Below are 25497 nucleotides of genomic sequence, written 5' to 3'. Positions count from 1 at the left end.
GCGAGACGCAAGGCGCACCACAAGCGCAGGCCCGCGACCCCGACCCGGGCCCCGCCACCACGCAATGGCCCTGCTGCTGGCCGCGACCGCAGCCGTGCTGCCGGCGGGCGCAAGTCCCCCGATCCCGATGACCTTCGATGCCGCCCAGGCGCGCCGCCAGGCGACCTCGCCGGCGCTGGGCGCGAGCAGCGCGGACCTGGCGGCCGCCGAGGCCCAGGCCGATGCCGCCGCGCGGCTGTATCGCCCGACGGTCGCGTTCGATGCGCAGTGGCTGCATTACCAGAAGACCTTCGATCTCTCCCTGCTGGGCGCGCTCGACCAGGTCGAGTCCGTGGCCAGCCAGCTTGTGCCCGGCATCATCGGCGACCTGCCGGGCGTGCCGGGCGAGATCCTGCAGCTGATCAACGCGCGGCTGCGACAGACGCTGCCGGAATTCTTCGCCGCCCTGCCCGACACCGTCCGTATCCGCGGCTCGCAGACCACGTTGCGGCCGGTGGTGAGCGCGGTGATGCCGATCTATACCGGCGGCGCCATCGCCGCGAGCCGTGAGGCCGCGGCTGCGAACGTCGGACTGGTCCATGCGCTGCGTGAGCAGACCCGGGACCTGGAAGACGTGCAGCTGGTCCAGCAGTACTTCGGCGTGGTGCTGGCGCAACAGGCGGTGCAGATCGCCGGCGAGACCCGCGATGGCTTCGAGCTGCATCTGCACAACGCGCAGCTGATGGAACGCGAAGGCGTGCTCAGCACCGCGCAGCGGCTGCAGGTGCAGGTGGCGCGCGACACCGCGCAACGTCAGTACGACCGCGCGCAGCTGGAATACGACACCGCGTCGCGAGCGCTGGCGCGCAGCCTGGACGAGGCGGCCGGGGTAACGCCCGAATCACCGCTGTTCGTCGATCGCACGCCGCTGCCACCGCTCAAGGGCTTCATTACCCAGGCCGAGGGCGGACATCCGCTGGTCGCGCAGGCCGAGGCCAGGCGCAGGCTCGCAGGTGCCGGCGTGGAACTGGCGCGTTCGCGCTACCGGCCACAGGTGTTCGCGTTCGGCACCTACAACCTCAACCGCGACAGCGCGCTGCCGATCGAGCCCGACTGGGCGGTGGGCCTGGCCCTGCGCTACGAGCTGCTGTCCACGCTCGACCGGCGCAGCACGCTGTCGGCCGCCAACGCCCGCGCCAGCGCCGCCGATCACGACCGGATGGCTGCGCGCGACGCCGTCGCCGATCTGGTCACCCGCACCTACAACCTGGTCGAGCTGGCCCGGCGCGACTTCATCACCCTCGATTCCAGTCTCGCCGCGGCACAGGAGAACCTGCGCGTGCAGGACCTCGGTTTCCGCGAGGGCGAGGCGCCGGCCTCGGCGCTGGTCGATGCGCGCAACCTGCTCGGCAGCGCCCGCCTGCAGCGCGCCGCGGCCGCCTACGAGTACGTGCTGTCGCTGGCCAGCCTGCTGGCGGCCAGCGACCGCTACGACACCTTCGCGCGGTATCAGCGCAGCTCCGAGCCGGTGACCACGCCATGATCCCCACGCGCCCCCGTGCCCGCCACCTGGTGTTCTGGCTCGTGCTGCTGGGTCTCGTGCTCTTCGTCATCGTCGGCCTGTACCTGGCGATGCGCCCCGCGCCCCCGCAGATCCAGGGCATGGTGGATGCCGACACCTACAACGTCGCCCCCAAGGCCATTGCCCGCGTCGAGGTCATGTATGCCGAGGAAGGCCAACGGGTGGCCCGCGGCGAGCTGCTCGCCGAGCTCTCCAGTCCGGAGATCCAGGCTGCCGACCAGCAGGCCAACGCCGCGCTGCAAGGCGCCGAGGCGGCGCGAGAGCTGGCCGACGAAGGTGCGCGCGTCGAGGACGTGCGTTCGGCCGAGGCGGTCTGGAAGGCCGCCCGCGCGGCATCCGCGCTGGCCGCGCGCACCGCGCGGCGCGCCGACAACCTCTTCGCCGAAGGGGTGATCTCGGCGCAGCGCCGCGACGAAGCCGATGCCGCGCGCGAGGCCAGCGCCGCGCAGGCGGAAGCGGCGCGCCAGCAGTACCTGAAGCTGGCCGCGGGTGTGCGCGAGCCGACCCGGGCGCTCGCCGAATCGCAGGTGGAAGCCGCCCTTGCCGGCGTGTTCGAGGCCACTGCGCTGGAGAAGGAGACGCATCTGCTCTCGCCCATCGACGGCGAGATCGCCGAGCGCTTCGTGCAGCCCGGCGAACTGGTGCTGCTGGGCGTGCCGGTGTACACGATCATCGATATCGACCATCCCTACGTTTCGTTCCCGGTGCGCGAGTCGCAGTACGCCGGCCTGGCGAATGGCGTGGTGATCCTGGGCAACGTGCCGGCACTGGATCTGGAGGGGGTGGCGTTCGAGGTCGACTTCATCGACCCGCAGGGCGACTTCGCCACCTGGCGCGCCACCCGCCAGTCGCGTGGCTACGACATGCGCAGCTTCGAAGTGCGCGCGCGTCCGCGCGAACCGGTCGAAGGCCTGCGCCCGGGCATGAGCGTGCTGCTGGACTGGCCCCCGCGGCGATGAGCGCCCCGGCCCGTCGCGCGGTGTTCCGGGAGGCGCTGCAGGCCGAACTGGCGCATCTCGCGCGCGACCGCTGGGACCGGCTGCTGCTGCTGGTGATTCCCCCGGTGCTGATGGCGGTGGTGGCCGCCATGTTCTCGGCCGGGGTCATCCGCGAGATCCCGGTCGCGGTGGTCGACGAGGATCACTCGACGCTCAGCCGCGCCGCGATCCGCAACATGGACGCCAGCCCGGCCCTGCGCATCGCGGCGATGCCGCTCGATCTCGACGCGGCCTGGCCGCTGGTGCGTTCGGGCCGGGTCTACAGCGTGGCCTACCTGCCGCGCGGCCTGGCCGGCAACGCCTTGCGAGAGCCGGACGCGGCCATCGTCTACTACAACGCCGCGTTCCAGACGGTGGGCGCGATCGCGGCATCGGCGCAGGCCGACGCGCTGACCGCCGCGGCGCAGCCCCGGCTGCAGTCGCTGGCTCGCGACGTCGGCGTGCCGTCGGTGCCGCTGACACTGCCGGCCATCCAGAACACCACCGTCGGCAATCCGCAGACCAACTTCGAACTGTTCCTCGGCGGCCTGGTGGTACCCGGGATCCTGCACCTGCTGATCGCCAGCGCGGCGGTGATGGCGTTCGGACGCGAACTGCGCGGCGGCTCGCTGACGCAGTGGGCGCGGCGCTGGGACGGCCGACTGCTGCAGGCGTCGCTGGCCAAGTCCCTGCCCTACGTGGTGGCCTTCGTCGCCTGGGGACTGGTGTGGCTCGCGTGGCTGTGCGGCTGGCGCGGCTGGGGCATCGCCGGCAGCCTGCCGATGCTGCTGGCCGGGCTGGTGGTGCTGATGACCGCGACCGTCGCGCTCTCGGCCCTGCTGGTCAACGCCACCGGCGACATGGACATCGCCTACTCCGCGACAGCGGTCTATGCCGGCGCGGCCATCGCGTTCTCCAACGGCACCCTGCCGCTGACCCACGGACCGGTGGTCACCCAGGTGTGGAGCGCGCTGCTGCCTTATACGCACTACCTGCGGGTGCAGAACGCGCAGATGGTGATGGGCGCCGATGCAGGCGCGTCGCTGGGCGATGTCGGCCTGCTGCTCGGCGTCACCCTGGGCGCGGGGGCCCTGGCGCTGGCGCTCGCACACCGACGCGCGCGCCGGCAGCCGAAGCCGGAACACGAGGTGTTCCCGGTCACGCCCGACCGCGCCGGCGCCGCCTTCATCGACACCTTCCGCGGCATCGTGCACAGCCTCTCGGTGGCCAGCCTGCTGATCCTGGGCGTGGTCGGCTACGCCTTCTACTACCCGATGGCGTATGCCGGGCAGACCGCGGTGAAACTGCCGGTCGCGGTGGTCGACCAGGATCATTCGCCGCTGAGCCGGGCCATGGTGCGGGCGCTGGACGCCACGCGCGCGATCGACGCGCGCACCGTCACCGCCGGCTACCTCGAGGCCCAGCACATGCTGCGCAACGGCCACGTCGATGGCGTGGTGATGATCCCGCAGGGCTTCGAATCACGGCTGCTGTCGGGGCAGCCGCATGGCATCGCGATCGACGTGGACGGCTCGCACCTGGTGCGTGCGTCGGCGATCGGCAAGTCGATGACGGCCACCATTACCGGCATCGTCGAGGCGCGGCTGGCGGCGCTCGACGGCGCCTTGCACGTGCAGCCGCGCGTCCCGAGCATCGTCCAGCGCCCGCTCTACAACACCTCCGACGGCTACGGCAGTTACGTGGTGCCGGCGGTGGCCTGCATCATCCTGCAGCAGACCCTGCTGCTGGGCTCGGCGCTGGTCACCGCAATCCGCCGCCGCACCCGCGCCGCCGTCCTCGGTACCCGCGGTTTCATCGGCCTGTGGGGTGGGCTGATCGCCGCCGGGGTGCTGGGCAACCTGTTCTATTTCGGATTCGTGTTCTGGTTCCAGGATTACCCGCGCATGGGCAACCCGCTGGGGATGCTGTGCCTGGTGCCGCTGTTCGCCGCCTCCGCTTCGGCGCTGGGGCTGGCCCTGGGCACCTGCTTCGACCAGCCGATGCGGGTGATGCAGCTGCTGGTCGGCACCTCGGTGCCCTTGTTCTTCCTTGGCGGCAGCGCCTGGCCGCCGTTCCTGATGCCGGACTGGCTGGTGGCGGTCGCCCAGCTGTCGCCCGCCACCTCCGCGATCCAGGGCTTCGTCGAACTCAACTCCGCCGGCGCGACGCTGGGCGAGGTCGCGCCCCACGCAGCGGTGCTCGCCTGCCTGACCATCGTCTATGGGTGGATCGCTTGGAAACGCCTGGTGCCCGGCGCGCTACGCGCCCCGGCGGGCGTACCCGAGCCGCAGGCCGGGTAAGCCGCACTGGTGACGGTCTGCGGATCCCACTCCGTGCCGAGGCAGCAGGCCGGCCACTTCCAGGCAGCCCTCTCGCCACCGGAAATCCGTTCGGCGGACACGTGGGGCCCACCGGGCCGGCAGCCCGAACATCACGACGCGCACGTGGGTGCAGGTCGCGCCGGGGCAATGCCGACGCGCGCTGTCGCTGCGGCTCGTCGCGAGCGGACGGCGGAATCCACCCACGCCATCGACCGGAACCGCGGTCTGGGCGGGGCCCGGCCGCCGTGCACATCCGGTCCTGCAGGGCCGCGGGCTCTGCTTTATGGCCGGACGGCCGGGTCGCGGTCGGGGTGCTGCAGGGCCTTCAGCTTCTGATACTTTCCGCCAGGGGGCGGTGCCGGGGGCCATGACCATGGGGAGGTCGGTACCGGCATCGGAAGCAGGACAGGTAGGACAGGACGATTCTTCGGCCGCGTCGCGGCCTTTCAATTCGGGGAGCAAAGACCATGGCAATGAAGTCGTTGATCGCGCATGTCCTATTCGCTTTTGTGCTGTTCCTATTCAGTGCTGGGGTAGCGGCTGTGTTCGTCAGTACGGGCATGAAGATCCCTTGGGTAGGACAGGCCGCGGAGTTGGCGCTCGTTATTCCAGCGGCTCTGCTCCTGGCCGCGCGGCTCGGCCGTCTCAGCGTGCCGGGCGTGGCACTTGCCGCTACCGCGGTCGTGCTTGCCTGCCAAGGCGTGACAATCCTGGCCTTCGATTACCTGGCCCGCCCTGTCGGCGGGAGTGTGGGTTGGGCCGAACTCTACGGCGACGGACGGGCGCCAGCCCTGGCAGGGGGTGCAGCGATCACGGTACTGGGATCGGTCGCATGGCTGCTGATCTTGCGGCGGATGGGATCCGACGGCGTGCTCGCCGACGCATCCGCATCACCGCCTCCTGCGGCCTCGTAACCGGGCTGGCCAGGGCGCGCCTGGCCTGTCGAGGGAAGCGCGCGCGCCGCGCGCTGCGGACATCGCCGGCACCGGGCACATCGGCATCGTGGCCGGGTGCGCAGCCGGCACGGCCGAGGTCGGCATGCGCTGGCGAGCCGGTTGCGCCTGACAGGGACCTGCATTTTGCACGGCATGCCCGCGGACATCGTCGGCGTCGCCCTCGACGCACCGCCTGGTGCCGGTGCGTTCGATGGCGATCCAGCGAAGGCGCGTCGGGGCGGCATCGATCAAGTCCGCGTGTAATGACCGCCGCGTCACTGGCTGGATCGCAAGCGTGATCTCGTCCCGGGCGCTGGACTCGATCGACGAAGCGCCGCGAACGGGTCCAGCCGATGCCGTCCTGCGTATCTGGGCGGCACGGCGGGTTCAACCGCTTCGGCTGGCGCACAATGCATCGCTCCCACCGATCCGGACGCGTCATGGAACTTGAAGCCCTTCTCATTGCAGCCCTGCGCGAGGCCGGCTACGGCCAGGACGCCATCGGCTCCGCGATGCCGCGGATCATCCGCATCATGCAGGCGGAAGACGTGCGCATCGAGATGGGCCGCGCCCTGTCTCGCAAGGAGCGCGAATACGTGCGCCTCCAGCTCGAACTGGGCCTCAACGTGTCGGAAGTGGTGGCGGGCCTGCGGAAATAACCGCCTTCGCCGGCGCACATGTCGCGAGCGTCTGCCCCGCTGCGCGGCCGCCCCCGGCAGGATTCCGCTTTCCCGGGCAGGCATACCAGGAGTTGGCCCCATGCGAACGGTCATCGGCACCTGCCACTGCGGGGCTGTCGAATTCGAAGTCGATCTGATCGACGGCTTCGAGGACATCCGCCGCTGCAACTGTTCGCTGTGCAGCCGCAAGGGCGCGGTGATGGCCGGCGTCCCCCTCGATCGCCTGCGCGTGACCCGCGGCGCGGACAGCTTGAGTCTCTACCAGTGGAACACGCGGATTGCGAAGCACTGGTTCTGCAGTGTCTGCGGCATCTATACCCATCACCAGCGTCGCAGCGCGCCCGACGAATACGGCTTCAACCTGGCCTGCATCGAGGGCGTGGATGTGGCCGCGCTTGGCGAAATCGGGTACGGCAACGGGGCGGCGCAGAGCCTGGTCTAGCTGCGGCGCGCTGGCGCCTGGCCTCGCACGCGTCGCTGTGGCGGCCCCGGCCGGCAATGCCTCGCGTTCGCAGCTCGCTCAGGCGAATTCCAGCTGGTGGCGGGGCGGCGCCGGCGGGCACAGCACGATGCGGTTGCGGCCTTCGTGCTTGGCGCGGTAGAGGGCCTCGTCGGCGCGCTTGAACAGACTGGCGATGTCGTCGCCGGGATGCAGCATCGCCACGCCGATCGACACCGTCAGGCCCACCGCGAGGCCGCCGACCTCACGCCCTTCGGCCTCCACGGCCGCGCGCAGGGCCTGCGCCACGCGCAGTGCAGCCGCGGTATCGCTGCCCTCGAGCACCAGTACGAATTCCTCGCCGCCGTAGCGCGCCACCAGGTCGCTGGCACGGACCTGGCGGCGCAGGATGGCGGCCATGGCCCGCAGGCAGGCATCGCCCACGTCGTGGCCGTAGCGGTCGTTGACCTGCTTGAAATGGTCGAGGTCGACGAACAGCAGCGCAAGCGAGCCGCCGCGCGACGCCGCTGTCTCCATCAACTGCGCGATGCCGGTATCGAGTTGCGCGCGGTTGTACAGGCCGGTCAAGGGATCGGTCATCGCGCTGCGCCGCGCCGAGACCATTTCGCGCTCGGCATATCGCGCTGCGCGCGCGGTCGCCAGCACCAGGATCAGCGCACCGACCGCGTCGGCCGCCGGATGCAGGTACTCGAGCCACTCCGGTGTGCCGACGTAGCGCAGGAAGTACACCGTGCGCGTCATCGCGACGACCGACACCAGTCCCCAGCCGAGCAGGAAGACGAGCGCCTCGCGGTCGCCCGCGAGCGCGCGATTCAGCCCCACGCCCAGCGCCAGCGAGCCCAGAGTGAGCAGCAACGTGTTGACCACGTAGGGCGCCACCGTGACCAGGGGCAGGAAGGGCACGATCACCAGCAGCGCAGCGCAGCTGACCAGGGCGATCCGGTAGAGCCGCGCCAGGCGCGGATAGCGGCGTGGTATCTGCAGCAGCACGAACAGGAACGCATATGCCGCGATCAGGCCCAGGCTGATGCCGAGCCCCGCCGCGCGCATCGCATGTTCCGCGGGGAACCATGGCGCCAGCACCACCATTTCCCCGCGCATCACCACCAGATACAGCGCCACCGACAGCACCCACACGCAGAACATCAGCAGCATCCAGCGCCGCAACGCGACTGCGAAGATGGCCGCCACGACCGCCAGCAGCAGCTGCGCGCTCAGCACGGCACTGGTGAAACGTACGCGCGCGTAATCGGCCGCAAGGTAGGTCTGCAGCGGCTGCGCCTGCAGGCCCATCGGCTGCCTGCGCGCGGAGGCCACTTCGATGAAGACCGGCTGGTCCAGACGATCTGCCGGGACCGGGATGGTCAAGCGATGGCGCGAGCCGATCTGCCGCACCGCGGGGTCGAAGGTGGCCAGCGGGCGGGGCGTGTAGTCGGGCGGGGCGTAGGCCACCAGCTGCGCGTCGTAGGCCTCGCGGATCGAGACGATCCAGACGTCGGGCTCGGGCGCGGTGCCCGCGTCGATGTCGACACGCCACCAGCGGGCGTCAGCGCGGCGCCGCAGTGCATCGTCAGCGACCGCCTGCCAGCCGTCGGCCTCGCGCACCGCGGCGATTTCGCCGGCACCGGGGCCGGCGGGCAGCACCGAGACACGCAGCGTCGGCGCGGCGGCCGCGACGGCCTCCGCGCACAGTCCCATCGTGAGCAACAGCGCACACACCACGCCCCAACGCATCGGCCCCCGTCGCAGTCGGGCTGCGACACCCATTGGTCCCCGGTCATGCAGTCTAGCCCGTGTACGGGCGCGGGCGAGCCCGGCAATTCGCCGTACGCAAGGACGGTCGCCGGCACCCCCACGCCTCGGCACGGCGCCCTGCGTGCGGCGACCGTCAGCTGACGCTGACGCTGCCGCTGACGCTGCCGCCCGTTCCGCGGCGGGCCCGGCTTCATGGGGGGGCGACACCGCAGTGCCCTGCTAGGACCGCCGACGTCGCCATTTCCGGTGACGCACGCAGGGGGATTGCAATGCAGGCCCGGGGACTCGGCGCCGCACTGGCGCTGGTATTGGGGGCGGCCGGAAGCGCGACCGCGAATGACGGACAGACGCGCGAAGTGCTGTCGCAGGACGGCTCGTTCACCGGTGAGATCGTCGGCACGCCGGCGGAAGGCAGCAAGTTCGCGCAGCTGCAGCTCGGCATGAGCATGCAGGACGTGCAGGAGCTGATGGACAGCGCGCCGGACCGTTCCCACAGCACGAATCGGGCAAGCGCTGGATCCCGTTCTACTTGGGCAATGACGCCACGCGCCTGCAGGCGCTGTTCCGCGGCGAAGGCTGTCTGATCTTCACCGGCGGCAACATCTGGGCGGCGGCGGCAGCCAACTGATCCAGATCGAGGTCGACCCGGCCGGCGATTGCTACCAGCCCTGAGCAAGGCCGCGGCGACGCGGCGGCATCGCGTCCATACCCCCGCGCGGCCGGGTCCGGCCGCGCGTTCCCGACGACAAGGAGGTTGCCCCTGTACAGCTTGATCCTGCTTGCCGCGTCGACGCTTGCCGCCACCGGCGGAGCCGAGGCGGATGCACCCACGGTCTGTCTCAAGACCACCATCACCGAGCGGGGCGCACCCGCGGCACGCCGATCGCCGATCGCCGAAGGCTCCGGCAGCCGCCGCGACGACCGCGGCGCGAAGCGCTATCTCGAAGTCCTCAACTTCGGCGCCATGCCGCTTGGCGTCACGCCCGGGCAGGCCGGCCACGCCATCGTCAAGGTCCTCGGTCCCGACATGTGGAGCGTGGTCGTGACGGATGGCAGTGCCCTGTACGAGAGCTGCGACGCGGCGCGCGCTGCGCTCGCGTCTCACCCGATGGCGGAGTCCGGCTGACCTGGTTGCGCCGACCGCAGGCACGACGCGCGCAAGGGCCAGACACACGAACGCCCCGCAGGCGGGGCGTCGTGTCCCTTACCCCGCGCTCACTCGAACCGGAACTTCGCCCCCACCGTGAAGTAGCGGCCGATGGCACCGCTGAAATCCAGGGGGTTGTAGTTGATCGCGCCATAGGTCAGTGGATCGAGCGGGGCGACGCGATCGGTGAGGTTGGCGACCGTGCCGAACACTTCCCAGCGGTCGGTGGCCTTCCATCGCGCGGACAGGTCGAGCGTATAGAACGAGGCCAGCTCGCAACCGCGTGGTGCGTCGTCGCCGTTGGCGAAGCGGTTGGCACAGAGGGTGTCGCCGGCCTCGGTGACGTTGCGCATGCTGTCGCGCCAGTTCACGACGCTGCTCACCGAGAACGCATCGCGCTCCCACGTCGCGCCGAAGTTGGCGCGGTTCTTCGGTGTGCCGATGCAGTTGGTCACGTCGCAATTGCCGTGGGTACCGGCGAACTGGTAGACCGTGCCGTCCGGATCCTTGCGTTCGAAGGTGCTGATGTGGGTGAACTGCAGATCCAGCCGCAGGTTGCCGGCATCGCCCAGGTCCACGCTCTGCTCCATGTCCACGTCGAAACCCTCGACGGTGGTCGACGAGGCATTCTCGTAACCGACCAGCACCGCGAGGATCGTGCCGCTGTCGGGGGTACCCGGAATATCGTTGCTGCCGCGGATGACGTTGGCGCCACCGGCGGCGATCGCCGCGTCCGCGCTGCCGCCGAAGATCTCGTCATTACGACGGATGCGGAAGGCGTCCAATGCCAGCGATCCGCCGACCCACGGTGACAGCACAAAGCCGACCGTCGTGCTCTTGGATTTCTCGGGCTTCAGATCGGGATTCGGAGACGTGATCAGCGCGATCGGGCCGGCGTCGCAATCCTGCGGCTCGTTTCCGGGCGCGGCGCAGCGCACCGGGTCGACGGCCGTGCTGAAGGCGGCCAGGCCACCGGTGCCGGATTCGGCGGGGTTGGGTGCGCGGAAGCCTTCGGCGTAGGTGCCGCGCAGCGCCAGCCAGTCGATGGGGGACCACTTCACCCCGAACTTGGGCGTGGTCGAGGTATCGCCACCGTCGTAGTGGTCCACGCGCAGGGCGCCGGTCAGCTCCAGGGTCTCGAGCACGGGTGCCTGCAGTTCGACGTAGGCGCTGGTGACCTTCTCGACACCGCTGTAGCTGGAGTAGCCCAGACCGATGATGTCGCCCTGATCGGTGAAGGTCTGCGGGGTGAGCGAGACCGACTGGCGCCGGTATTCGGCACCGAGCGCAAGTCCGAGCGCGCCGCCGCGCAGGTCCATCAACGGGCGGGTGGCCTTGGCGTCGATGACGTCGAGGCGGGTGCGCCCGGCGGCGCTGATCCGCGGCGAGATGAAGTCGTAGAGCGCCTGTGTATTGAGCCCGGCGTCCTCGCCGATGCGCCAGTAGCCGACCGGGCTGTCGGGGTCCTCGAGCGCGGTCCTGACCCGGCTGTAGCGCAGGAAGCCGGTGCGTTCGTTGGTCAGGTCGGTACCCGAGTGCAGATAACCGGCGTCGTAGTCCCAGGCGCCGAAGGTGCCCTTGACGCCGAGCAGTGCGCGCACGAACCGGCTGTCGTTGTAGGTGACGCGCGGGCCGACGTCGAACGCGGTGTAACGCAGCCTGTTCGCGGTGCCCGGGAACGGGTTGTCGGGATGATCGGGGCCAAGCACGGTCGCGCCCGGGCCGGGATCGCTGGCGTTGACCGGCCCGCCGGGATAGCCCCACGCGCCGGAGACACCCGACGGGGTGTTCTGGAAGGTGGTCTTCTTCTGGGACGCGCTCAGTTCCATGTAGATCTCGCCGTTGTCACCGAAGGCGAACGCGGCGCGCGAGAAGAAGTTCACGTATTTCTCTTCGGGCGAGAGATCTCGGAACCGCCCGACATCCCACAGACAGCCGCCGGCCGGATCCTGCGGCGTCACATCGGACAGGCCGGCGCAGCCGGGGAGGGATTCGAACAGGCCGGTGGCCGGATTCTCGACCGCGCCAGTGGGCCCGCCACCCGCGGCCGTTCCGCCGCCGCTGATGCGGCCGGGCAGATTGGTGCCGATGCCGTAGCCCCACGGCCGCGTATCGCCGGTACCGATCCAGTCGCGATCACGGCGGTCGCGTACGCGGATGCCATCGGTCTTCGCCGCTTCGATGCTGAAGAATGCGTTGTAGCCGTCATCGCCCAGGCTGCCGGTACCTGCGGTCAGCGACGCCTTGGGCTGATCGCCGCCGCCGTCCTCGGACCAGCCGTAGGAGACGGTGGCGGTCGCACCCTCGAAGTCGTTGCGCAGGATCACGTTGACCACGCCGGCAATGGCGTCGGAGCCGTAGATCGAGGAGGCGCCGTCCTTGAGGATCTCGATGCGTGCCACCGCGTCCAGGGGAATCGTGCTGAGGTCGGTGAAGACCTTCTGGCCATCATCGGCAAGACCGAACGGGGCCATGCGCCGGCCGTTGAGCAGCACCAGCGTGGAACCGGCGCCGAGCCCGCGCAGCGAGATGGCCGAGCCACCGCCGGCGAAGCCGTTGCCGAAACTCTTGGGGATGGAGCCGGCGCCATCCACCGACAGGCTCTGCAGGTATTCGCCAACCGTGGTCCTGCCCGTGCGGTCGATCTGCTCACGGCTGATGACCAGCACCGGCGACGCGGTCTCGGTATCGGTCCGCGGAATGTTGGAGCCGGTGACGGTGATGCGATCCAGCGTGGTGGTGTCGGACTGTTGCGCGGCGGCCTGCAGCGGCAGGAGGGCAGCGACGGCACAGGCGATCGAGACAGCGAGCAGCCGGCGACGCGGCTGCGAAGGAAGGGCGAGCGGCATGGGGAAGACCTCGAACAAAGTGGAAGAACTGTGTGTCGGATCCGCCAATCCATCTCGGACGGCCGGCGACGCCAGTAAAAATCCCGTTAACGTCGTGCTCGTGTGACGTGAAGCAATTCAGCTCCGGGCGCCCAAGGCGAATTCAACGAAAGTTCATCCCCGTGCCAATTCAGGTCCCGCGGGGCGAAACCCGGGCGGCGCGATCCCCACCGGCGGGCCGCGCGCGAGGTGCCTTGATTCGTGCAGGCGCGGACCAATATCCGCCGCCTATCGTCACCTGCCACACGGAACGTCCATGACCGCTACTGTCGAGACCCGCAAGTTCGAAGCCGAAGTCGCCCAGGTGCTGCACCTGGTGACGCACTCGCTGTACTCGCACAAGGAAATCTTCCTGCGCGAGCTGATCTCCAACGCCTCCGACGCCTGCGACAAGCTGCGCTTCGAGGCGATCGCCAACCCGGAGCTGCTGGTCGGCGCGGGCGAGCTGCACATCGATGTGAGCTGGGACAAGGCGGCGCGCACGGTGACGATCCATGACACCGGCATCGGCATGTCGCGCGAGGACGTGGTCGCCAACATCGGCACCATCGCCAGCTCCGGCACGCGCCGCTTCCTGGAGGCGATGAGTGGCGAGCAGAAAGCCGATGCGCGCCTGATCGGACAGTTCGGCGTCGGTTTCTATTCCGCCTTTGTGGTCGCCGACCGCGTGACCGTGCTCACCCGCCATGCCGGCGCCGCACCCGAGGCCGGCGTGAAGTGGGAAAGCGACGGCCGCGGCGAATATTCGCTGGAGGACGTGACCCTGCCCGAGCGTGGCACCACCGTCGTGCTGCACCTCAAGGCCGACGAGGACGAATTCCTCGATGGCTGGAAGCTGCGTTCGCTGGTGCGCAAGTACTCCGACCACGTCGCGTTCCCGATCCGCATGCCCAAGGACGCGGCCGTGCCCGCCGAGGACGGGGCTGAGGCCAAGACCGACGCTGCGCCTGAATGGGAGACCGTGAACGACGCCTCGGCGCTGTGGACCAAGTCGAAGTCGGACATCTCCGACGAGGACTACCAGAGCTTCTACAAGTCGCTTGGCCACGACTTCAACGACGCCCTGGCCTGGACCCACAACCGCGTCGAAGGCAGCCAGAGCTTCACCACATTGCTGTATCTGCCCTCGCAGCCGCCGTTCGACCTGATGATGGGCGGGCGCGACGAGCGCAAGGGCCTGAAGCTCTACATCAAGCGCGTCTTCATCATGGACGCCGCCGAAGAGCTGCTGCCGAACTACCTGCGTTTCGTGCGCGGCGTGGTGGACGCCGACGATCTGCCGCTCAACGTCAGCCGCGAGATCCTGCAGCACAACCGCCAGCTCGACCGCATCAAGGGCGCCTGCGTGAAGCGCGTGCTCGATCTGATCGAGAAGCTCGCGCGCGACGAGCCCGAGAAGTTCGCGACGTTCTACAAGGCCTTCGGCAACACGCTCAAGGAAGGCATCGTCGAAGACCCGAGCAACCGCGAGCGCATCGCCAAACTGCTGCGCTTCGCCTCCACCAAGGGCGATGGCGCCGCGCAGACCGTGTCGCTGGACGACTACGTCGGCCGCATGCCTGTCGGCCAGGATGCCATCTGGTACATCACCGCCGATGGCTACAAGGCCGCGGCCGGGAGTCCGCAGCTCGAGGCCTTCCGCGCCAAGGACATCGAAGTGCTGCTGATGTTCGACCGCATCGACGAATGGATGCTCGGCAGCCTGCACGAGTACGCCGGCAAGTCGCTGAAGAACGTGGCCAAGGGTGAACTGCCGCTCGACGCGGCGGACAAAGCCAAGCAGGAAGAAGCGGCGACCGCTGCCGCGCCGCTGGTCGAACGCATCAAGCGGCTGCTTGGCGAGCGCGTCGGCGACGTACGCGTTTCGGCGCGCCTGACCGATTCGCCCTCGTGCCTGGCGCTGGCCGACTACGAGATGGCCCCGCACCTGGCCCGCCTGCTGCGCGAGGCCGGCCAGGACGTGCCCGAGAGCAAGCCGACGCTGGAGATCAACCCGCAGCACGCGTTGCTGGCACGGATCGAAAGCGAAGCCGATGACGCCAAGGCGGCGGACCTCGCGACCCTGCTGCTCGAACAGGCCGAGATCTCCGCGGGCGCGCAGCTGCCGGACCCGGCTGCATTCGTGCAGCGCATGAACCGGGTGCTGCTGGGCGGCTGACCGCCCGGGCTCGCGTCCAGCACGCGACCATGCGTCTCAAGCCCTCCCCCGCGTACGGGGGAGGGCTGGGTGGGGCAAAGCCCACGTTGGGGAAGGATGACCCGTGCGATCTGCTCGCACGCGATTGCACCGCCGGAACTGCTTGCTGCCGAAAGAACGAGCGCTCGCGCCTTCCGACGAGCGCCGAACGCCAGAACTGCGGATGCCCGGCGCACCGCCCATCCCGTGCCCATTCCCACAGCGGCATCCGGAAACGCCCGATTCCCCGCGCCCCGCGGATGCGGCACCCTGTCGGCCTCCGTCCCGCGTCCGTCAGAACCTGCTGCCACCGGCGCAGGTGCCGGGACGCAGGGCGGAACCGTTCCAAGCAGGGACCACGACGATGGCCGATCGGACCGTACGTACAGGTCGACACTCCACGCGGCCACGCAGGCTCGCGGCCGCGCTCGTCGCCACCGCACTCACGACGACAGGATGCCAGGGCATGGCGATGACGCACGAGACGACGCAACCTCCGAGTGGCGCTTCGCAGCCGGGGCCGCTGACCGAGTGGCCGTTGCGGTTCCTCCGCCACAACTTCGGCATCGCGACGTATGCGGTGCAGGAATACACGGTCATATATGCCAACCGTCCGTACTCGGGCGGGCCGCGACCAGCACGCGAGGAGGTGCATCCGAATGCGTTCCACGGTACAAGCGCGGGCCACATCTCGATCCGGAACTTCCCGCCCCCCGCCGTTGTGAGATGGACATCCAAGGACGGGACACCGCTGGAGGCGCAGGTCGACATCGGCGAGATTTTCAAGGATGAGTTGGTGCTCTACGAGGCGCCGCGGGAAGAGATCTCGGACCGTACACCGTCGATCAATCCAGACATCGTGATGGAGATCAACGACCGAACGATCAACGTCTACATGCGCGCGTTTCTTTCGTTGAAGGCGCCGAGGTTTCCGGAGCGACCGCATAGCGACTTTCGGGACGACCTGGTACTGGCTTGGAGCCAGACTTACTGACCTGTATCCACATGGAGGTGGAGCGTGGGCGGACATCGTCAGCCGGACGGCGTGCGCGCCGATGCCGCGACGGCAGAGCATCTGGCGAGCTTTGACGCCGCAAAGCAATCGCTCGAGAACTTCACTGCGCCGGTGCTGCTTGACGAGCGCAGGACTGATCAACGTCTCTTCGTCGCGTCCTTCGATGGCACCGGGAACAGCAAGAACGATCCAGGCACGCTGACCAACATAGCCCTGATTGACGAGCAGATCAGACGTCATGCGGAGCACGCAGAGCAAATGCTTGGTTACACGCGACTTGGAAGGGGATATGTCGAGGGGCCCGGCACCCAAGGCAGCATCAGCGGAATGATCGATGCGATTGACGGCGGGAGTTACGGCGCGCGCTTGGAGGATATGTACCTGCAGTTCGTCAAGCAGGCGAAAAAGTGGGTAGACGGGGACCCAAACGCCGACATTCGAATCCTCTCAACTGGTTTCAGTCGGGGTGCAGAGCAGGCGGCCGGCTTCACCAGACTCATCGAAGAGCGAGGCATACAGGACCCAACGAATGCGATGTTCAAGCGCAACGCCGACGGCCTGATCATCGGTGAAGTAACCTATCCCAATCTGCCGCTCCGCGAGCCTGGTCATGTCATCCAGGCCGCAGTTCTATTCGACCCGGTCGGCACCGGCGCGCCGCGTCAGAACGATCGACGTCTCGCGGAGTCCGTCGTGTCGGCCTTCCAGATCACGGCGCTGCACGAACGTCGCAACCTGTTCCAGGGCACGTGGATCACCGACTTCGGGATCACGCCAGATGGCCGTTTCCTCAATGTGGGCGTTGCTGGCGCGCACAGCGATATCGGCGGCGGCTATCGGCGGGACGGGCTGGCGGTTCTATCAGGCAATCTGGCGATCGACTACATCAACGGAATGATTCGTCCGCCGCCACTCGAGAAGCGCGCCTTGCCGGACGATCCGGATCGCTACGTGGTCCATCGCTCGAATGAGCATTCCCGCCTCTACTTCACTTCGGTGTTCGACCGACGCGGTGAACGCGGCATGCATGACCTGCTCGCACCGCCCACGCTCTGCCAGATCGACTGCCGAGACGCGATGCCGCGCAACGAGGCGATGGCGGCGCGTCTCGAGTGGCGGAACGTGACGATCGGGCCCGTGCAAGGCAGCGTTCCGGTTCGCAGCGAAGGCATGGACATGCCGACGTTCGCCAATGGCCTGCTGTCGGCCGCGGCGCGCGATGACGGCATCAGGATTTCGGGTCTCACGCGCGAGCAGATCGGCAGCGATGCCGGACAGACCTGGTTGCAGAGCGGCTTCGATGCGCTGGAGCGGCAGTCTCGCGAGTTCACCGAGCGAGCGGCCGCGCACGCCGCGCCGTCCCATGTGATGGCAGCACCCGAGCTCTAGCCGCTGTGCGGTGTGGCAATGCCGATCCGCTGTCAGCGCGAAACGGCCGTTCGCCCACCGGCCCTCCCCGCGGAGCAGGGAGGCGGGAGGAGGGACATGCTGCTATCGGACGCCCGCCGTTTCACGCGGCGGCAAAGTCTGCGGCCAGCCTCCGGCCAGGGCGCGGTACAGCGCCACCGCATCGGTCGCGGTACGGGTGCGTCCCGCGGCGAAAGCATCCTCGGCCTGCAGCTGGCTGCGCTCGGCGTCGAGCACGTCCAGCAGTCCGGTCGCGCCCGCATCGAAACGCATGCGCGCCAGTTGCGCGGCATGCGCGCTGTCGCGCGCCGCGCGTTCCAGTTCGACATCCGCGTCGTGGGCGCGGTTGAAGCGCACCAGCGCGTTGCCGGTGTCCTCGAGCGCGCGCAGCACGGTCTGCTGGTAACGCGCGAGTTCCATCTCGGCGTCGGCGTCGGCTGCGGCGATGCGGGCGCGCACGCGGCCGATGTCGAGGAACGACCAGTCGATGCCCAGCGCGACCAGTCGCGTCTCGCTATCGCGCCCGAACAGGGCGTCGATGTCGCCGGCCTGACTGCCGATCAGGCCGCCGAGGGTCAGCCGCGGGAACAGGTCGGCGGTGGCGACGCCCACGCGCGCCGTGGCCGAATGCAGACGATGCTCGGCCGCGGCCACGTCGGGGCGCACGCGCAGTAAATCGGCCGGCGTACCGGGATCGATCGACCGCGGCACGGCCGGAAGCGCGCGCGGGGCGGTCAGCTGCGCGCGCAATGCTTCGGGTGTACGTCCGGTCAGCACGGCGATGCGATGAGTGGCGACGGCAATCTCCGCTTCCAGCACCGGGATGCGGGCCGACGTCGACGCCGCCTGCGCCGAGGCGCGCGCACTGTCGAAGCCGCTGTCCTGTCCGGCTTCGCGCCGCGCCTGCACCAGCGCCAACGTCTGCTGCTGGTTGCCGGCATTCTCGGTGGCCACGCGCAGCCGCTCCTGCAGGCCGCGCAGATCGAGGTAGGCGGTCGCGACTTCGCCGACGATCGCGACCTGCAGCGCGCGCAGGTCCTCCGCGCTCGCGGCGACATCGGCGCGGCCGGCCTCGACGCTGCGACGCACGCGGCCGAACAGATCGAGTTCCCAGCTCGCGCCGATGCCGATGTCGAAGCTGTCGGTGTCGCGTGCATCGCGCGGCACGCCGGGCACCTGGTCGGCGCTCGCGCGATTGCTGGCGGCGGTCCCGCTGGCATCGATCGTCGGCAACCGGTCGAAGCGTCTACCGCGCAGCAAGGCGTTCGCGCGGTCGAAGCGTGCCAGTGCGATGCGCAGGTCGTGGTTCGCCACCAGCGTGTCCTCGACCAGCGCGTTCAATTGCGGATCGCCGAAGGCTCGCCAGAACGCAGTGTCGGCCACGGCCGTTGCGGCGGTGCCAACCGCGGCGTTCGCGGTCGCCGCGGTCGCATCCGGCACGTCACTGCCTTCGAAGGTCTCCGGCACCGCCATCGACGGCCGCACATGCTCGGGCCCGACGGCGCAGGCGGCGAGCAACGCCGCCGCCAGCGCAGTGATCAGCGGGCGCATCACCACGGCAGCACCTCGTCGAGATAGAAGTAGCCGCCGGTCGGGCCGGCCTCGTCGATCAGCGCGAGGCGCACGCTGGTACGTGCGCCATCTTCGACTTCGAGTTCGCCGTTCTGTTCGTCGCCGGCTTTGTTCATGTCGGTACGCACGTAGCCCGGATGGATCGTGTTGACCTTGATACCGGCATCCTTGAGCACGTGCGCCAGATGCACCGTCCAGGCGTTCACCGCGCTCTTGGACACGTTGTAGGCCGGGGTGCCCTTGAAGTCGTAGATGAAGGACGCCGGGTCCTGATGCTGGCTGATCGACCCGAGCAGGCTGGACACGTTGACGATGCGGCCGGCCGTGGACTTGCGCAGCAACGGCAGCATCGCCTGGGTGGTGGCGACCAGGCCGAACACGTTGGTGTCGAATGTCGTGCGCCAGGTGTCGATCGACTGGCCCGCGGCTCCGAGCTGCGGATTGTCGGCAAGGATCCCGGCGTTGTTGACCAGAATGTCCAGGCGGCCGTGGCGCGCCTCGATCGTGCGCGCAGCGTCGGCGATGCTTGCCGCGTCGGTGACGTCGAGCTCGATGGCCTCGACCGGCAAACCTGTGGCCTGCAGCTCGAGCGCTGCCGCGACGGCACGGCCACGGTCGCGGCCGGCGAGCAGCGTGTGCACGCCGGCTTCGGCCAGCTGACGCACGGTTTCCAGGCCGATGCCACGGGTGGCGCCGGTGACGAGGGCGATGCGGGGAGAAGTGCTCATGGGAATGACCTCAGCAATTGGATAAAGGGAAAAGCGGCGTGGCGTGCGGCGGAACATGTCGCGCGGCACGGAGTGGGGTGCGCCCGACGCGGCATGACGCGCTGCTTCCGGACTTCGCAGCCGGCGTCATGCGTGCAGCCCGGTGCCCGGCGCGGCGTGCGACGGCGCGACCGGCCTGTGCGACACCACCGGTGCGTTCGCGAGCTTGCGCAGCGCGACGTAGAACACCGGGGTGAGGAACAGGCCGAAGACGGTCACGCCCAACATGCCGGCGAACACGGTGACGCCGGTGATCGAGCGCACCTCCGCGCCCGCGCCACTCGAGAGCACCAGCGGGACGGTGCCGGCGATGAAGGCGACCGAGGTCATGACGATCGGGCGCAGACGCAGGCGGCTGGCTTCCAGCGCGGCCTCGACGATGCCCTTGCCCTGCATCTCCAGCTCACGGGCGAATTCGACGATAAGGATCGCGTTCTTGCAGGCCAGGCCCATCAGTACCACCAGCCCCACCTGCACGAAGACGTTGTTGTCGCCGCCGGCCAGCCACACGCCGAACAGCGCGGATAGCAGCGTCATCGGCACGATCAGGATCACCGCCAGCGGCAGCGACCAGCTCTCATAGAGCGCGGCCAGCACCAGGAACGCCAGCAGCACCGCGAGCGGGAACACCACCAGTGCCGCGCCGCCCTGCGTGTTCTGCTGGTAGCTCAGGTCGCTCCAGCCGATGCCCATGCCGGCCGGCAGCACCTGGCCCGCGAGTTCGGTGACCTTGGCCATGGCTTCGCCGGACGAGAGCACGCGCGGGTCGGCATCGCCCAGCAGGTCGGCCGCGGGATAGCCGTTGAAGCGGATCACCGGATCCGGCCCATAGGTCTGGCGGACATCGACCATCGAGCCCACCGGCACCATCTCGCCCGCTGCATTGCGCGTGCGCAGGTTGGCGATGTCGGTCACCTCGTCGCGGAACTGGCCGTCGGCCTGGGCGATGACCTGCCAGGTGCGGCCGAACATGTTGAAGTCGTTGACGTAGGCCGAACCCAGATATGTCTGCAGGGTGTCGAACAGTTCCGTCAGCGGCACGCCCTGCGCCTTGGCCTTGGCCCGGTCCACGTCGGCATCGAGCTGCGGCACGTTGGCCTGGTAGCTGCTGATCGGATAGCCCAGGCCCGGCGTTTGCGCCGCCGCACCCTGGAAGGCCTGCACCGCGGCCTGCAGCTCGCCGTAACCCAGGCGTGTGCGGTCCTCGACGAACAACGACCAGCCCGACCCGTTGCCGAGACCCTGGATCGGGGGCGGCATGAAGGCGAAGGTGAAGCCTTCCTGGATCGTGGAGAACTTCTGGTTGAGCTCGGCGGTGACCTCCTCGGCGCTGCGCGAACGTGCGTCGAAGGCATCGAGCGTGAAGAAGATCACGCCGTTGTTGGGCGTATTGGTGAACTGCAGCGGGTTGAGACCCGGGAACGCGATCTCGCTGGCGACGCCGTCCACTTCATCGGCGAGCGCGGCCATCTTCTTCAGCACCGCGTCGGTGCGTTCGATCGAGGCGCCCTCCGGCATCTTCACGCCAGCGATCACGTACAGCTTGTCCTGCACCGGGATGAAGCCGGCCGGCACCACCTTGAACATCAAGCCCGCGCCCACCAGCAGCGCCGCATACACCAGGAACACCGCGCCGCGACGACCGAGCGCGCGCGACACCGCGCCCTCGTAGCGCTCCGAACTGCGGTTGAAGAACCGGTTGAACGGGCGGAACAACCAGCCGAAGACACGGTCGATCAGCCGCGTGGCGCGATCCTTCGGCGCGTCGTGCGCGCGCAGCAGCTTCGCGGCCAGTGCCGGCGACAGGGTCAGCGAATTGATCGCCGAAATCACCGTCGAGATTGCGATGGTCACCGCGAACTGCTTGTAGAACTGGCCGGTCACGCCGGTCAGGAACGCCATCGGCACGAACACCGCGCACAGCACCAGCGCGATCGCGATGATCGGCCCGGATACCTCCTTCATCGCCAGATGCGCGGCCTCCAGTGGCGACGCGCCGAGTTCGATGTGCCGCTCGACGTTCTCGACCACGACGATCGCATCGTCGACCACGATGCCGATCGCCAGCACCAGGCCGAACAGGGTCAGCGTGTTGATCGAGTAACCGAGCAGGTACAACACCGCGAACGTGCCGACGATCGACACCGGCACGGCGAGCAGTGGAATGATCGATGCGCGCCATGTCTGCAGGAACAGGATCACCACCAGCACGACCAGCAACGTCGCCTCGATCAGCGTCACCACGACCGACTTGATCGAATCACGCACGAAGATCGTGGTGTCGTAGATCGACTGGATCTCGACTCCCGGGGGAAGCTGCGGACGCAACTCGTCCATCTTCGCGACCACGCCGTCGCGGATCTCGAGCGCATTCGCACCCGGCGCCTGGAAGATGCCGATCGCCGCCGCGTTCTTGCCATTGAGGCGCGCGCGCAGCGTGTAGTCGCCAGCGGCGAGCTCGATGCGTGCGACATCGGCCAGGCGCACCAGCTCGCCGCCGCTGCCGGCCTTGAGCACGATGTCGCCGAACTCCTCGACGCTTTCCAGGCGTCCCTTGGCATTGATCGGCAACAGGAAATCGCTGCCGTTTGCCATGGGCTCGGCGCCCAGCTGGCCGGCGGAGACCTGCACGTTCTGCTCGCGCACGGCGCGCACCACGTCGCTCGCGGTCATGCCGCGCGCGGCGATCCTGTCGGGATCGAGCCATAGCCGCATCGCGTAGTCGCCGCCGCCGAAGAGCTGGGCATCGCCGACGCCGGCGATCTTGGCCAGTTCGTCCTTGACGTGCAGGCGCATGTAGTTGCGCAGGTACAGCGAGTCGTAGCGGCCGTCTTCCGAGGTCAGGTGCACCACCATCAGGAACACCGGCGACTGCTTCTGCGTGGTCACGCCCTGTCGTCGTACGTCCTCGGGCAGTCGCGCCTGCGCCTGGGCAACGCGGTTCTGCACGCGCACCGCGGCCTCGTCGGCATCGGTGCCGGGACGGAAGGTCACGGTGAGTTGAAGCACGCCGTCGGAGCCGGCGACGGACTTGATGTACATCATGTCCTCGACGCCGTTGATGGCCTCCTCGAGCGGTGTCGCCACGGTTTCGGCGATCACCTTGGGATTGGCGCCGGGATACACGGTGCGCACGACCACCGATGGCGGCACCACCTCGGGGTATTCGCCGATCGGCAGCAGCGGAATGGCGATCAGGCCGCCGGCAAAGATCAGGATCGACAGCACCGCGGCGAAGATCGGCCGGTCGATGAAGAAGCGGGAGAAGTCCACGGGGAATCCTTGTGGGCGGCGCGGTGGCCGCTTGGCGAAAAATCGAAACAGCGAGCCCTGCTCCCTCGGGGAGAAGGGTGGCCCGGAGGGCCGGATGAGGGGAGCGCTACCGGTGCGACCGGCAGCCCTCACCCCGACCCCTCTCCCAAAGGAGAGGGGCGCAAGCAAGCGCGCGCGTCAGCGCTTCGCGACGCTCCCGGCCGGTGCACCGCCGCGCATCGCCACCGCCTGCGGGGCGACTGGCATTCCCGGCATGAAGACCTTCTGCACGCCGTTGACGATCACCCGGTCGCCGGTGGCCAGGCCCGACTCGACCACGCGCAGGCCCTCGACCATGCGTCCCGGCACGATGTCGCGTCGCTGCGCGGTGTTGTCCTCGCCGACGACGTAGACGTACTTGCGGTCCTGGTCGGTGATCACCGCCTTGTCGTCGATCAGGATCGCCGGTCGCGCGGATGCGCCTTCCAGCTGTACGCGGGCGAACAGGCCGGGGGTGAAGCGGCGGTCCGGGTTCGGCAATACGGCGCGGGCACGCACCGTGCCGGTGGCGGGATTGATCTGGTTGTCGAGGAAGTCGACGGTGCCGGCGTGGGGGTGGCCGGCCTCGTCCGCCAGACCCACGCGCACGGCGTTGTCGGCATTGCGGCGTTCGCCGGCGCGCGACATCGCCTGGTGGCGCAGAAACGTGCGCTCGTCGGTCTCGAAATACACGTGCACCGGATCCTGCGAGACCACGGTGGTCAGCAGTGACGCGTCCGCCTGCGCGAGGTTGCCGGTGGTCAGCATCGCGCGACCCGCGCGTCCGGCCACCGGCGCGCGGACCTGCGTGAAGGCCAGATCCAGCCGCGCCGTTTCGACCATCGCCTGCGCCGCGCGCACCGCAGCCTCCGCTTCCGCGAGACCGGCGCTGCGCGCTTCGAAATCGTCGCGCGAGATCGCGCTTGCCTCGATCAGCGATCTCGCGCGGGTGTGCCGCGTCTTCGCCAGCTGTGCCTCGGCGCGGGCGCGTGCGAGTTCGGCTTCCGCGCGCTGCAACGCCGCCCGGTAGGGCCGCGGGTCGATGACGAACAGCAGGTCGCCCTTCGCCACCTCGTCGCCTTCGGCGTAGGCGACACGCTCCACATAGCCACTGACGCGCGGCCGCAGCTCGACGCTTTCGACCGCGGCGACGCGGCCCGTCGCCTCGTTCCAGTCCTGCACCTGTTCCGACAGCACCGCGGCGACACCGACGTCGGGCGGAGCCGGCGCGGTCTGGTCCTGGGCACGGGTGTCGCAGCCGGCAACGGCGAAGGCGACGGCGGCGGCGAGACCTGTCGCGGCGAGCGCGCGCCAGACGCGCCGGCGCGGGCGGGAATGCAGCATGTGGGGGCGGATCATGAGCGTGATTCCTGGGCAGAGACGGAGGTGGCCAGGCGATGCAGCAGCGCGCTGGCGTCTTCCTGGTGTCGGGGGATGGGCGCGCACGGGCCGACGTCGAGGTCGTCCGACAGACCGGGGGGGCGCACGGCAGCGCCGAGCGGGAAGCGCACCAGTGCGATGTCGGCATTCGCGGCGCCATCGACCAGACGCAGGGCGTGGTCGGCAATCGCCTCGACGTCCGGCCACTGCGCACGTGCATGGGCGGCGTTGGCGTCGCAGCGCATCGGCGAATCGACCGCGAGCATCTGCACGCGCACCGGCAGGGTGCGGGCTTCCTCGTGCAATACCCGCGCGAGCATCCGCAGCGCCGATGCACCGATCGAGTGGTGGCCGTAGCCGGACCATGGATGGTCCGCGCCCGGTCCGCCGACCAGCACGTATCCGGCGCGTGGCCGCGTCGCAAGCAGCGGCAGCAGATGACGCGCGATCGCCAGATGTGGCAGCAGGTCCTCGTCGAGGCGGCGACGCAGGAAATCCGCGGGTGCATCGAGCACGCGCTGGCTGCCGGCGGCGCCGCGGATCGCCGCGATGACCGCGCCGGGTGCCGGCCCGGGAAGGGTACGGAGGCGTGCCGCCAGATCGGCCGCAGCGGCGTCGCTGCGGATGTCTGCGTACAGCGTCGTCAGCGTGGCGCCGTGCCGGGCCCGCAGTCGGTCGAGCGCTTCGGCGTCGTTGGCGACCGCGGTCGTGCGGCGCCCGGCGGCCATGGCCTGCTCCACCACGCGCATTCCGACCGTCCCGGTAGCGCCGACCACCACCAGCGGCCCTGGAATTGTCCCGATCATGGGATTTTGTCTCCCGAAAAGCACTCCTCGACGGGGGCTGGGACCATCCGGCGGGAGGCCGTGCCCGGCAGCCAGGACCACAACCATCCCCACCCGGCACGCCCCGACTGGAGCCGCCTGGGCACAGTGATGCGCGCACTAGACGATTGATTCGGCGGGATTTCCATGCGCTGAGCACGCCGATGCGACGCCGCCATCGCGGAGCGTTGGCGTGGGGATCCGGCGTGGCGGAAAGCGGTCATCGGCGGCGTCCGTTGGAAGGTGCCGCAGATCATCCGCCCGGAAACGGGACTTGATTAGTCCCTATTCGAGGGAATAATTATCCCCCTCGCGGTCCAATCCCCCTGTTCGCGCCACGG

The 25497-nt window shown here is 69.1% G+C and carries 18 protein-coding genes; 11 read left to right on the top strand and 7 right to left on the bottom strand.

Annotated features, from left to right (window positions below):
* The first annotated feature begins 64 nt into the window (after positions 1 to 64).
* The 6 genes from EGK76_RS10250 (at position 65) to EGK76_RS10225 (ending at position 6916) form a co-directional block, all read left to right on the top strand.
* The gene (locus EGK76_RS10250; RefSeq protein WP_123832546.1) at positions 65 to 1522 is read left to right on the top strand and encodes a TolC family protein; all 1458 of its coding nucleotides are present in this window, start codon (positions 65 to 67) and stop codon (positions 1520 to 1522) included.
* Complete coding sequence (locus tag EGK76_RS10245) at positions 1519 to 2520, top strand: efflux RND transporter periplasmic adaptor subunit (RefSeq protein ID WP_123832545.1); 1002 nt, start codon at positions 1519 to 1521, stop codon at positions 2518 to 2520. The genes EGK76_RS10250 and EGK76_RS10245 overlap by 4 nt, the downstream gene beginning before the upstream one ends.
* Positions 2517 to 4838 carry an ABC transporter permease gene (locus tag EGK76_RS10240; protein ID WP_123832544.1) on the top strand — a complete coding sequence of 774 codons (2322 nt, stop codon included), beginning with the start codon at positions 2517 to 2519 and terminating at the stop codon, positions 4836 to 4838. Before EGK76_RS10245 ends, EGK76_RS10240 begins: the two co-directional genes overlap by 4 nt.
* A gap of 494 nt (positions 4839 to 5332) precedes the next feature.
* Entirely contained in the window at positions 5333 to 5773 is a 441-nt protein-coding gene (locus EGK76_RS10235; protein WP_158613484.1) for a hypothetical protein, read from the top strand.
* Between the two features lie 461 nt (positions 5774 to 6234).
* Positions 6235 to 6453, top strand: a complete 219-nt coding sequence (locus tag EGK76_RS10230) for a polyprenyl synthetase (protein WP_096296815.1) — start codon at positions 6235 to 6237, stop codon at positions 6451 to 6453.
* Positions 6454 to 6553: 100 nt separating this feature from the next.
* Entirely contained in the window at positions 6554 to 6916 is a 363-nt protein-coding gene (locus EGK76_RS10225) for a GFA family protein (RefSeq protein WP_096296816.1), read from the top strand.
* 78 nt (positions 6917 to 6994) lie between these two features.
* On the opposite strand, the gene EGK76_RS10220 is transcribed toward EGK76_RS10225, so the two are convergent.
* Complete coding sequence (locus tag EGK76_RS10220; protein ID WP_123832542.1) at positions 6995 to 8668, bottom strand: diguanylate cyclase; 1674 nt, start codon at positions 8666 to 8668, stop codon at positions 6995 to 6997.
* A 290-nt stretch (positions 8669 to 8958) separates the two neighbouring features.
* Between EGK76_RS10220 and EGK76_RS15405 the strand changes: the two genes are divergently transcribed.
* Both EGK76_RS15405 and EGK76_RS10215 read left to right on the top strand, forming a co-directional pair.
* Positions 8959 to 9273: a hypothetical protein gene (locus EGK76_RS15405; protein ID WP_158613483.1), complete on the top strand. Its 315-nt coding sequence runs from the start codon at positions 8959 to 8961 to the stop codon at positions 9271 to 9273.
* Between the two features lie 185 nt (positions 9274 to 9458).
* A complete protein-coding gene (locus EGK76_RS10215) occupies positions 9459 to 9815 on the top strand; it encodes a hypothetical protein (RefSeq protein ID WP_123832541.1) in 357 nt (118 codons plus the stop codon).
* A gap of 89 nt (positions 9816 to 9904) precedes the next feature.
* Here EGK76_RS10215 and EGK76_RS10210 read toward each other — a convergent pair whose 3' ends face one another.
* Positions 9905 to 12685, bottom strand: a complete 2781-nt coding sequence (locus EGK76_RS10210) for a TonB-dependent receptor (protein WP_123832540.1) — start codon at positions 12683 to 12685, stop codon at positions 9905 to 9907.
* A gap of 295 nt (positions 12686 to 12980) precedes the next feature.
* Here EGK76_RS10210 and htpG point away from each other — a divergent pair, with 295 nt between their 5' ends.
* From htpG to EGK76_RS10195, 3 genes are all read left to right on the top strand, one after another.
* Positions 12981 to 14882 (top strand): molecular chaperone HtpG, encoded by a 1902-nt coding sequence (gene htpG, locus EGK76_RS10205; protein ID WP_123832539.1) that lies wholly within the window; start codon positions 12981 to 12983, stop codon positions 14880 to 14882.
* A gap of 484 nt (positions 14883 to 15366) precedes the next feature.
* Positions 15367 to 15894 (top strand): hypothetical protein, encoded by a 528-nt coding sequence (locus tag EGK76_RS10200; protein ID WP_096296820.1) that lies wholly within the window; start codon positions 15367 to 15369, stop codon positions 15892 to 15894.
* A 24-nt stretch (positions 15895 to 15918) separates the two neighbouring features.
* Positions 15919 to 17304 (top strand): DUF2235 domain-containing protein, encoded by a 1386-nt coding sequence (locus tag EGK76_RS10195; protein ID WP_123832538.1) that lies wholly within the window; start codon positions 15919 to 15921, stop codon positions 17302 to 17304.
* A gap of 102 nt (positions 17305 to 17406) precedes the next feature.
* Here the strand turns inward: EGK76_RS10195 and EGK76_RS10190 are convergent, their stop codons facing one another.
* The 5 genes from EGK76_RS10190 to EGK76_RS10170 form a co-directional block, all read right to left on the bottom strand.
* Complete coding sequence (locus tag EGK76_RS10190; protein WP_123832694.1) at positions 17407 to 18873, bottom strand: efflux transporter outer membrane subunit; 1467 nt, start codon at positions 18871 to 18873, stop codon at positions 17407 to 17409.
* On the bottom strand, positions 18873 to 19622 hold the full coding sequence (locus tag EGK76_RS10185; RefSeq protein WP_123832537.1) for an SDR family oxidoreductase: 750 nt from the start codon (positions 19620 to 19622) through the stop codon (positions 18873 to 18875). The genes EGK76_RS10190 and EGK76_RS10185 overlap by 1 nt, the downstream gene beginning before the upstream one ends.
* 126 nt (positions 19623 to 19748) lie before the next feature.
* Positions 19749 to 22934 carry a multidrug efflux RND transporter permease subunit gene (locus tag EGK76_RS10180; protein ID WP_123832536.1) on the bottom strand — a complete coding sequence of 1062 codons (3186 nt, stop codon included), beginning with the start codon at positions 22932 to 22934 and terminating at the stop codon, positions 19749 to 19751.
* A gap of 177 nt (positions 22935 to 23111) precedes the next feature.
* A complete protein-coding gene (locus EGK76_RS10175) occupies positions 23112 to 24311 on the bottom strand; it encodes an efflux RND transporter periplasmic adaptor subunit (RefSeq protein ID WP_233580255.1) in 1200 nt (399 codons plus the stop codon).
* Positions 24308 to 25138, bottom strand: coding sequence for an SDR family NAD(P)-dependent oxidoreductase (locus tag EGK76_RS10170; protein ID WP_158613482.1), 831 nt, complete (start codon positions 25136 to 25138; stop codon positions 24308 to 24310). Before EGK76_RS10170 ends, EGK76_RS10175 begins: the two co-directional genes overlap by 4 nt.
* Between the last annotated feature and the right edge of the window lie 359 nt (positions 25139 to 25497).

The organism is Luteimonas sp. 100069 (assembly GCF_003813845.1).
In the GTDB taxonomy this organism is placed as follows: Bacteria; Pseudomonadota; Gammaproteobacteria; order Xanthomonadales; family Xanthomonadaceae; genus Luteimonas; species Luteimonas chenhongjianii.
This window is presented reverse-complemented; position numbering and strand designations above follow the sequence as displayed.